The 10,508-nt window shown below is 55.9% G+C and carries 2 protein-coding genes, 2 tRNA genes, 4 rRNA genes and 2 pseudogenes; all 10 read left to right on the top strand.

Annotated features, from left to right (window positions below):
- Nucleotides 1–103, top strand: a 5S ribosomal RNA gene (rrf, locus tag JANGC3_RS0121020).
- Between the two features lie 182 nt (nucleotides 104–285).
- Nucleotides 286–1,791 carry a DUF2868 domain-containing protein gene (locus JANGC3_RS0121025; RefSeq protein WP_017878467.1) on the top strand — a complete coding sequence of 502 codons (1,506 nt, stop codon included), beginning with the start codon at nucleotides 286–288 and terminating at the stop codon, nucleotides 1,789–1,791.
- Nucleotides 1,788–3,272, top strand: a complete 1,485-nt coding sequence (locus JANGC3_RS0121030) for a DUF3482 domain-containing protein (protein ID WP_017878468.1) — start codon at nucleotides 1,788–1,790, stop codon at nucleotides 3,270–3,272. The genes JANGC3_RS0121025 and JANGC3_RS0121030 overlap by 4 nt, the downstream gene beginning before the upstream one ends.
- A gap of 389 nt (nucleotides 3,273–3,661) precedes the next feature.
- A 16S ribosomal RNA gene (locus JANGC3_RS0121035) occupies nucleotides 3,662–5,194 on the top strand.
- Between the two features lie 98 nt (nucleotides 5,195–5,292).
- Nucleotides 5,293–5,369, top strand: a tRNA-Ile gene (locus JANGC3_RS0121040).
- Nucleotides 5,370–5,380: 11 nt separating this feature from the next.
- Nucleotides 5,381–5,456 (top strand) — tRNA-Ala (locus JANGC3_RS0121045).
- A gap of 260 nt (nucleotides 5,457–5,716) precedes the next feature.
- Nucleotides 5,717–8,592 (top strand): 23S ribosomal RNA (locus JANGC3_RS0121050).
- Between the two features lie 149 nt (nucleotides 8,593–8,741).
- A 5S ribosomal RNA gene (gene rrf / locus JANGC3_RS0121055) occupies nucleotides 8,742–8,854 on the top strand.
- The 16S, 23S and 5S rRNA genes sit together here with 2 tRNA genes alongside, the layout of an rRNA operon.
- 492 nt (nucleotides 8,855–9,346) lie before the next feature.
- A pseudogene (locus JANGC3_RS34360) lies at nucleotides 9,347–9,647 on the top strand (IS21 family transposase); the annotation flags it as partial.
- A 111-nt stretch (nucleotides 9,648–9,758) separates the two neighbouring features.
- Nucleotides 9,759–10,048 (top strand): annotated as a pseudogene (locus JANGC3_RS32135) (ATP-binding protein); the annotation flags it as partial.
- Nucleotides 10,049–10,508 lie beyond the last annotated feature (460 nt).

Below are 10,508 nucleotides of genomic sequence, written 5' to 3' on the forward strand. Positions count from 1 at the left end.
ATAGCAAATTGGTACCACCCCTTCCCATCCCGAACAGGACCGTGAAACAATTTTGCGCCGATGATAGTGCTGCAACCAGTGTGAAAGTAGGTTATCGTCAGGCTTGTTATATTAAAAAAGCCCAGTAGAGATACTGGGCTTTTTTTCGTTTACGTTTTTGTTTGTTCTTAAGCCATAGGCGAACCCTGGAGTCTGCCTCCTCGCTTTTCCCTCGCGTTGGCCTGAAATCCGAATCTGCGTCACAATTGCTTGTCAACGTTGTCGTTTCACACAAAAAGGAGCCACATGAACGAACGGATCGCCAGGGACGTGGTGTTGGTGCGCGCCATCGAGACTGCGGACCAGAAGCGCGAGGTTCTCAGCGAGGATGACCGCATGTACGCCAGCCGCAGCGCGAAAGAGCTGGCGCAGTGGCAGGCTTCCGACAGCAAGTCGCAAGTGACCACGGATCATTTCCTGCAGCAGCGTTCGGAGCAAATCCTCAAGCGCATCGCCGAGCGCACGCCGGCGTTTGCCGCCTTTACCAAGCGCCGCAGCGGCCTGAAGGGCTTGGCCGTGGTCCTGCCCGTCGTGGCGCTGCTGCTGGGTGCCGGCCTTGACCGTATCACCGACCCGCACCGCGTCGACTTGCTATCGGCGCCGCTGCTGTTGATCATCGCGTGGAATCTGTTGGTCTACCTTGGATTGCTGGTCTGGGCTTGCCTTCCGGCGGCCAAGCCGGGCGGCGCCAAGTCTGCCTTGCTGCACAAGCTGAGTATCGGCAAGACGGCTTTGCCGCGCAAGCTGCCGCACGCCTTGTCGGCCGGCCTGTTGAGCTTCATGGCCGAGTGGACCCAGTTGAGCACCAAGCTGACGACGGCCCGGCTAAGTCGCACCGTTCACCTAAGCGCCGCCATGTTTGCCGTCGGCGCGGTGCTGTCGCTGTACGCGCGCGGCTTTCTGTCGCAGTACTCGGCCGGATGGGAAAGCACCTTTCTCGACGCCACCCAGGTGCATACGATTTTGTCGGCCTTGTTCGCGCCGGCGGTATCGCTGTTCCACCTGCAAGATTTCTCGCTGGCCGAAGTCGAGGCGCTACGCTTCGGCCACGCCCCCTCGGCTGAGGGCGGGGCGCGCTGGGTGCACCTGTATGCCGCCACTATCTTCTTATTGGTAGTGCTGCCGCGGCTGGCACTGGCAATCTTTTCCAATTGGCGCGCGAAAAGACTGGAAAAGCATTTCCGGCTTGATTTGGAGCAGCCGTACTTCCGCAAGCTTGGCGAAGCGCTCGGTACGGGCGCCGGCGTGGCGCCGGGCGCCCTGGCCGGCGGCGGCGTTCTGCGCGTGCTGCCATATAGCTTCACTTTGGACGAGGCGCGCGACAAGGGCTTGGCCACGATCGCGACGATGTTGCTCGGCGAGCAGGCCCGGTTGATGCTGCGCCCGTCGAGCGCCTATGGCGAGGAGGCCGCCGAGGCGCTGCGCGAGACCCGTCTGGACGACGTCGGCGTGACGTTGACGGCGGTGCTGTTCAGCTTGGCCGCGACGCCGGAAAAGGAAAACCACGGCGCCTTCCTGGAGTACCTGGTGCGGCACTCGGCGCGCGGCGTCGGCGTGCTGATCGACGAGTCAGGCTTCGCCGAGCGCATTGGCGCGCAGGCCGGCGGCCAGGCCCGCATCGCCGAGCGCATCGCGCTGTGGCAACAGTTCTGTAGCTTCCATCACACCACCGCCAGCATTGTCAACCTAATCGATCCATCCACCCGCCCGCTCGACGCCGGCGCCGGGCTCACCTTATCGGCCGCACCATGAGCGACACGTCCGTCCAGATCCAGTTTGCGCTGATTTCGCATACCAACAACGGCAAGACCACGCTGGCGCGCACGCTGGTCGGCGTCGACGTCGGCGAGGTGCGCGACGCCGCCCATGTGACGGTGTTCGCCGAGTCGCACACTTTGCTGACGAGTGCGCTTGGCGACACGCTGCAACTGTGGGACACGCCCGGCTTCGGCGACTCGGTGCGGCTGCTGAAGCGGCTCGGTATGTCCGGCAATCCCATCGGCTGGTTCCTGCGCGAAGTGCTGGACCGTTACCGCGACCGGCCGTTCTGGCTCAGCCAGCAGGCGCTGCGCACGGCGCGCGACGCGGCCGATGTCGTGTTGTATCTGGTCAATTCGTCCGAGCATCCCAGGGACGCCGGCTATCTGCCGTCCGAGATGAAAATCCTGGAATGGCTGGACAAGCCGGTGGTGGTCCTGCTCAACCAGATGGGACCGCCGCGTCCGCCGCAGGAGGAGCAGGCCGAGCAGGCGCGCTGGAAAGAGCATCTGCGGCAATATTCGATCGTCCGCGACGTGCTAGCGCTGGACGCCTTCGCCCGTTGCTGGGTGCATGAGCGGGTCTTCTATGACGCCGTCGGCAAGCTGGTCGCCGCGGCCAAGCAGGCCGGCTATGAGCGCTTGTTCGCCACGTGGGAGGCGAGCAACGCCACGCGCTTCCGCGAAGCGATGCGCCTGACCGCGCAGCAGTTGCTGACGGCGCTGCAAGACAGCGAGCCGGTCGACGCAGAGAGCAAGACCTTGCTCAAGTCGGCCTTGAAGGCGGTCGGGCTGGGCAAGGGCGGAGAGCAGCAGCGTCAAGACAAGGCGATGGCCACGTTGGTCGCGCGGCTCAATCTGGGCATCGGCCAAACCACCGGCCGCCTGTTGGCGCTGCATAAGCTCGACCCCAGCGAGGCGGTCAAGATCAATGCGCGGGTACGCGAAAATTTCACCGTGCGCGCGCCCATCGACAAGGCCCAGGCCGGGTTGCTGGGGGCGTTGGTGTCGGGCGCGGCCACCGGCTTGTCGGCCGACCTGATGGCGGGCGGGCTGACGCTGGGCGCCGGCGCCTTGCTCGGCGGCGTGGTGGGCGCCTTGACGTTTGCCGGCGCCGCATGGGGTTTCAACTCCAGCACCGACCGCAACCAGTCGACCGTGCAATTTTCCGACGACTTCATGCGCACCCTGGTGCTCGCCAGCGTGCTGCGTTACTTGGCGGTCGCGCACTTTGGCCGCGGCCGGGGTAATTTCGTCGAAGGCGAGGCGCCGCCGTTCTGGCAAGCGGAAGTGGAGCGCTCGGTCGCCGCCTGCGAAGGCGAGTTGGGCGGCATATGGCAGGCAATGCGGGTGGAGACGGACCGTGCCAGGGCCGGTGCCGCTCTTCAGGTCGTGATCGCCAAGATTGCCTCGCGCACGCTGAGTGAGCTGTATCCCGGCACGGCAATTGAATTTTCCTCAGAAAAACCTTGCTAGTAAGACTGGCGCTTTGCTATAGTTCGCCTCCCCAATGACAGGCACTCGATGCCGGGCAAAAAGGGCCGGTCGGAAACGACGGGGTAGCGAAAATAGAAGTTGACGAAACAAGCGAAACGCTTCATACTCTTTCTTCTTCGCGGCCGACAAACAAAACGCTTTGTCAACAAGCCGCAGGCAGTACCGAACAAGTTCTTTAACAATTAACAGTCGATAAATGTGGGCATTTGATGAAGGTGCCGGCGGACTTCGGTCCGCCGCATACTTAAATTATCAAATGCTCACGAAAGAATAAATATAGGACATTCGCAAGAATGGCCTGTCAGTATTTTGAGTGAGCGACCGAGGCAATAAAATGCCTCTGACAGCAATGTCATTAAACAGAGATTAAACTGAAGAGTTTGATCCTGGCTCAGATTGAACGCTGGCGGCATGCCTTACACATGCAAGTCGAACGGCAGCACGGAGCTTGCTCTGGTGGCGAGTGGCGAACGGGTGAGTAATATATCGGAACGTACCCTAGAGTGGGGGATAACGTAGCGAAAGTTACGCTAATACCGCATACGATCTAAGGATGAAAGTGGGGGACTCGCAAGAGCCTCATGCTCGTGGAGCGGCCGATATCTGATTAGCTAGTTGGTAGGGTAAAAGCCTACCAAGGCATCGATCAGTAGCTGGTCTGAGAGGACGACCAGCCACACTGGAACTGAGACACGGTCCAGACTCCTACGGGAGGCAGCAGTGGGGAATTTTGGACAATGGGCGAAAGCCTGATCCAGCAATGCCGCGTGAGTGAAGAAGGCCTTCGGGTTGTAAAGCTCTTTTGTCAGGGAAGAAACGGTGGTTTCTAATACAGATCACTAATGACGGTACCTGAAGAATAAGCACCGGCTAACTACGTGCCAGCAGCCGCGGTAATACGTAGGGTGCAAGCGTTAATCGGAATTACTGGGCGTAAAGCGTGCGCAGGCGGTTTTGTAAGTCTGTCGTGAAATCCCCGGGCTCAACCTGGGAATTGCGATGGAGACTGCAAGGCTAGAGTTTGGCAGAGGGGGGTAGAATTCCACGTGTAGCAGTGAAATGCGTAGATATGTGGAGGAACACCGATGGCGAAGGCAGCCCCCTGGGTCAAGACTGACGCTCATGCACGAAAGCGTGGGGAGCAAACAGGATTAGATACCCTGGTAGTCCACGCCCTAAACGATGTCTACTAGTTGTCGGGTTTTAATTAACTTGGTAACGCAGCTAACGCGTGAAGTAGACCGCCTGGGGAGTACGGTCGCAAGATTAAAACTCAAAGGAATTGACGGGGACCCGCACAAGCGGTGGATGATGTGGATTAATTCGATGCAACGCGAAAAACCTTACCTACCCTTGACATGGCTGGAACCCTTGAGAGATCAGGGGGTGCCCGAAAGGGAGCCAGTACACAGGTGCTGCATGGCTGTCGTCAGCTCGTGTCGTGAGATGTTGGGTTAAGTCCCGCAACGAGCGCAACCCTTGTCATTAGTTGCTACGAAAGGGCACTCTAATGAGACTGCCGGTGACAAACCGGAGGAAGGTGGGGATGACGTCAAGTCCTCATGGCCCTTATGGGTAGGGCTTCACACGTCATACAATGGTACATACAGAGCGCCGCCAACCCGCGAGGGGGAGCTAATCGCAGAAAGTGTATCGTAGTCCGGATTGTAGTCTGCAACTCGACTGCATGAAGTTGGAATCGCTAGTAATCGCGGATCAGCATGTCGCGGTGAATACGTTCCCGGGTCTTGTACACACCGCCCGTCACACCATGGGAGCGGGTTTTACCAGAAGTAGGTAGCTTAACCGCAAGGAGGGCGCTTACCACGGTAGGATTCGTGACTGGGGTGAAGTCGTAACAAGGTAGCCGTATCGGAAGGTGCGGCTGGATCACCTCCTTTCTAGAGTTGCACCGAACTGAGAATGTTCACTCATTAAATGTCCACATTTATCGACTGTTGAAATTGAAGAAACAGTAGCAGTACTGGTACACCTTGTCGGGGCTGTAGCTCAGCTGGTTAGAGCACCGTGTTGATAACGCGGGGGTCGTTGGTTCGAGTCCAACCAGCCCTACCAGCAACACCACAGGGGGATTAGCTCAGCTGGGAGAGCACCTGCTTTGCAAGCAGGGGGTCGTCGGTTCGATCCCGTCATCCTCCACCATCACTGCCGTGAAAGTTCAAACGTAAATCAGCGCAAACGGCGCCGGGATTTAGGTTTGGTCTTTTCAAGATTATTGGCTGTTTCGTTCTTTAACAATTTGGAAGAAGTAAAGTTTTATTTGACCGGCAGGAATGCCGGTCATGGGTAGTGATTGTATTATCAACAAACATGATTCAAGCAATTGAATCTGGCAACGCTGTACTTTCTTATCTCTGTACCGTTTCTTTCGGCGCGCAAGCGGCGAGAGGCTAACGTTATAGGGACAAGCGAATAAGTGCACATGGTGGATGCCTTGGCGATTACAGGCGATGAAGGACGTAGTAGCTTGCGATAAGCTGCGGGGAGCGAGCAAACACGCTTTGATCCGCAGATTTCCGAATGGGGAAACCCACCCTTTTAGGGTATTGCATACTGAATACATAGGTATGCAAGGCGAACGCGGCGAACTGAAACATCTAAGTAGCTGCAGGAAAATAAATCAACCGAGATTCCCAAAGTAGCGGCGAGCGAAATGGGAAGAGCCTGCATGATTTAGCACGACGCATAGTGGAATCCCCTGGAAATGGGAGCCGTAGACGGTGATAGCCCGGTACGCGAAATGCGATGTGTGGAACTAAGTATGCGACAAGTAGGGCGGGACACGTGACATCCTGTCTGAATATGGGGGGACCATCCTCCAAGGCTAAATACTCGTAATCGACCGATAGTGAACCAGTACCGTGAGGGAAAGGCGAAAAGAACCCCGGAAGGGGAGTGAAATAGATCCTGAAACCGTGTGCATACAAACAGTAGGAGCGGACTTGTTCCGTGACTGCGTACCTTTTGTATAATGGGTCAGCGACTTACATTCAGTGGCAAGGTTAACCGTATAGGGAAGCCGTAGAGAAATCGAGTCCGAATAGGGCGTCCAGTCGCTGGGTGTAGACCCGAAACCAAGTGATCTACTCATGGCCAGGATGAAGGTGCGGTAACACGCACTGGAGGTCCGAACCCACTAATGTTGAAAAATTAGGGGATGAGCTGTGGGTAGGGGTGAAAGGCTAAACAAACTTGGAAATAGCTGGTTCTCTCCGAAAACTATTTAGGTAGTGCCTCAAGTATCACCATCGGGGGTAGAGCACTGTTATGGCTAGGGGGTCATCGAGACTTACCAAACCATTGCAAACTCCGAATACCGATGAGTGCGAGCTTGGGAGACAGACGTCGGGTGCTAACGTCCGGCGTCAAGAGGGAAACAACCCAGACCGCCAGCTAAGGTCCCAAAGATTGGCTAAGTGGAAAACGAAGTGGGAAGGCTAAAACAGTCAGGATGTTGGCTTAGAAGCAGCCATCATTTAAAGAAAGCGTAATAGCTCACTGATCGAGTCGTCCTGCGCGGAAGATGTAACGGGGCTAAGCCAGTCACCGAAGCTGCGGATATGTCTTAGGACATATGGTAGGAGAGCGTTCTGTAAGCCTGCGAAGGTGTCTTGTAAAGGATGCTGGAGGTATCAGAAGTGCGAATGCTGACATGAGTAGCGATAATGGGGGTGAAAAGCCTCCACGCCGTAAGCCCAAGGTTTCCTGTTCAACGTTCATCGGAGCAGGGTGAGTCGGCCCCTAAGGCGAGGCAGAGATGCGTAGCTGATGGGAAGCAGGTTAATATTCCTGCACCGTCGTATGATGCGATGGGGGGACGGATCGCGGAAGGTTGTCAGGCGGTTGGAAGAGCCTGTTTTTGACTCATAGAAGGCACTTAGGCAAATCCGGGTGCGTAATTCAAGGGGTCGAGACGAGTGGACTTGTTCACGAAGCAATCGGAAGTGGTTCCAAGAAAAGCCTCTAAGCTTCAGTCATACGAGACCGTACCGCAAACCGACACAGGTGGGCGAGATGAGTATTCTAAGGCGCTTGAGAGAACTCGGGAGAAGGAACTCGGCAAATTGGTACCGTAACTTCGGGAAAAGGTACGCCCCGGTAGCTTGATTGGTTTACTCCATGAGGGTGAAAGGGTTGCAATAAACTGGTGGCTGCGACTGTTTAATAAAAACACAGCACTCTGCAAACACGAAAGTGGACGTATAGGGTGTGACGCCTGCCCGGTGCTGGAAGATTAAATGATGGGGTGCAAGCTCTTGATTGAAGTCCCAGTAAACGGCGGCCGTAACTATAACGGTCCTAAGGTAGCGAAATTCCTTGTCGGGTAAGTTCCGACCTGCACGAATGGCGTAACGATGGCCACACTGTCTCCTCCCGAGACTCAGCGAAGTTGAAATGTTTGTGATGATGCAATCTACCCGCGGCTAGACGGAAAGACCCCATGAACCTTTACTGTAGCTTTGCATTGGACTTTGAACCAATCTGTGTAGGATAGGTGGGAGGCTTTGAAGCGGTGACGCCAGTCATCGTGGAGCCAACCTTGAAATACCACCCTGGTTTGTTTGAGGTTCTAACCTTGGTCCGTTATCCGGATCGGGGACAGTGCATGGTAGGCAGTTTGACTGGGGCGGTCTCCTCCTAAAGTGTAACGGAGGAGTTCGAAGGTACGCTAGTTACGGTCGGACATCGTGACGATAGTGCAATGGCATAAGCGTGCTTAACTGCGAGACTGACAAGTCGAGCAGGTACGAAAGTAGGACATAGTGATCCGGTGGTTCTGTATGGAAGGGCCATCGCTCAACGGATAAAAGGTACTCTGGGGATAACAGGCTGATTCCTCCCAAGAGTTCATATCGACGGGGGAGTTTGGCACCTCGATGTCGGCTCATCACATCCTGGGGCTGTAGCCGGTCCCAAGGGTATGGCTGTTCGCCATTTAAAGTGGTACGTGAGCTGGGTTTAAAACGTCGTGAGACAGTTTGGTCCCTATCTGCCGTGGGCGTTGGAAATTTGAAGGGGGCTGCTCCTAGTACGAGAGGACCGGAGTGGACGTATCTCTGGTGTACCGGTTGTCACGCCAGTGGCATTGCCGGGTAGCTAAATACGGAAGAGATAACCGCTGAAAGCATCTAAGCGGGAAACTTGCCTTGAGATGAGATTTCCCAGAGCCTTGAGCTCTTTGAAGGGTCGTTCGAGACCAGGACGTTGATAGGCTGGGTGTGGAAGTGCAGTAATGCATTAAGCTAACCAGTACTAATTGCCCGTACGGCTTGTCCCTATAACCTTAGCAGGTTACGAGATAAGAAATAACGCGTTGCGTTTGTTGATATACACTCGCTACCCAAGAAACACGCTTTACTTCTTCCAGATTGAGCTGTCTGCCGCCAAAGGGTGCAATTCCCGGGGCAGATGGTTTTACAAGTTATGCCTGATGACCATAGCAAATTGGTACCACCCCTTCCCATCCCGAACAGGACCGTGAAACAATTTTGCGCCGATGATAGTGCTGCAACCAGTGTGAAAGTAGGTTATCGTCAGGCTTGTTATATTAAAAAAGCCCCGCAGAGATGTGGGGCTTTTTTTCGTCCGCGTTTTTGCGGGCTTATAAGCCCCTGGATATCGCCCAGACGCCCGTTGAAATACTTCACCAAGACCCTGCGGTTGTGTTTGGTTTCATACAATTCAGCGATATCGAGGTAACTTGCGTTTGCTCCAACTTCGTCGCCGAGATATTCCTAAGCGGTTCCATGAGTTTTTGCCAAGATGGCATTTTTGAACCTAAAGAAATGCCCGCTCCAACAAACACCGTACCATTTCCGTGGGCGAACCGCTCCAGCAGGACGGGAGCTATTTCCGGAGGAGAGAGTATGTTCAGTTCCTGGGTTGCTTGTCGGATACGGTGAGGTCCCGGCCATTCGCTGTTTTGAGATAATGGCTGCTTTTCGGAGTGGTGCTGAAACCCAACGAGGGGAATGTGGAATTCAATAATTGAGCAAGCATGGGTTGAGTCTGCGGCGGATCGTCGTCGAAGTGGCGTACCGCGCGAGGTTCTGTACGAACTTGAGGACGGTCGTCGTCGAGCGCGACGTGTACGGCGAAAGTCAGCACCGCTACCACTCCGGCTTCCTTGACTTTGCCAAGCACAGCGGCTTCAGGATCAAGCTCTGCCAGCCATACCGCGCCCAGACCAAGGGCTACCTGCGCAGGTGTTCTACGTGCCGCTGGCGAGCCGCCTTGGCCAGAGTGGTTGCAGCTCGACGTCGTCACCGCCAATGCGAAAGTGCTGTGCATCCGCTCGTTGAAGTGGCCAACGAGCGGATGCATGGCGTGACGCTGGAAAAATCGTCGGCGCGGTTGGAGGTGGAGGTGTTGCAACTGCAGGCGCTGGCGCCGCCGTGGCGGGGCGATATTGCCGCTGCGCGGCCGCAGGCCAAGGGGCTGGTCATCGAACGCAGCGAGAACGTGGTGCCCGTCGGACCCAGCGGTGTCGGCAAGACCCACTTCTTCCAGGTGATCGCGGCGCTGTACGAAAAGGGCAGCTTGATCGTGACGAGCAATCTGCCGTTCGGCCAGTGGGACGCCACGTTTGCGCAAGACGCGACGCTGACGGCGGCGCTGTTGGACCGGCTGCTGCATCACGCCCATCAGTGCCCATCGCCGGCGAGAGCTACCGGCTCAAGCACCAGCGGCAGGCGGGAATCGTTCAGAGCGTCCGAGCCGACAAGGCCGCCTGAGCGGGCGATAAAGAAATGAGGATCCAGCAAGTGCTGGTGACGGAGGTGTATCAATTTTAAATCGCTGTTGACACACGCCAGGGGTATTTGCGCCAACTCAGCGGAAAGTCCTTGCCATGCCAGTATCTGCTTTGCTATAGTTCGCCTCCCCAATGACAGGCACTCGATGCCGGGCAAAAAGGGCCGGTCGGAAACGACGGGGTAGCGAAAATAGAAGTTGACGAAACAAGCGAAACGCTTCATACTCTTTCTTCTTCGCGGCCGACAAACAAAACGCTTTGTCGGTGACGCAGAAGGCACTACCGAACAAGTTCTTTAACAATTAACAGTCGATAAATGTGGGCATTTGATGAAGGTGCCGGCGGACTTCGGTTCGCCGCATACTTAAATTATCAAATGCTCACGAAAGAATAAATATAGGACATTCGCAAGAATGGCCTGTCAGTATTTTGAGTGAGCG

It is taken from the genome of Janthinobacterium sp. CG3 (assembly GCF_000344615.1).
Classification (GTDB): domain Bacteria; phylum Pseudomonadota; class Gammaproteobacteria; order Burkholderiales; family Burkholderiaceae_D; genus Janthinobacterium.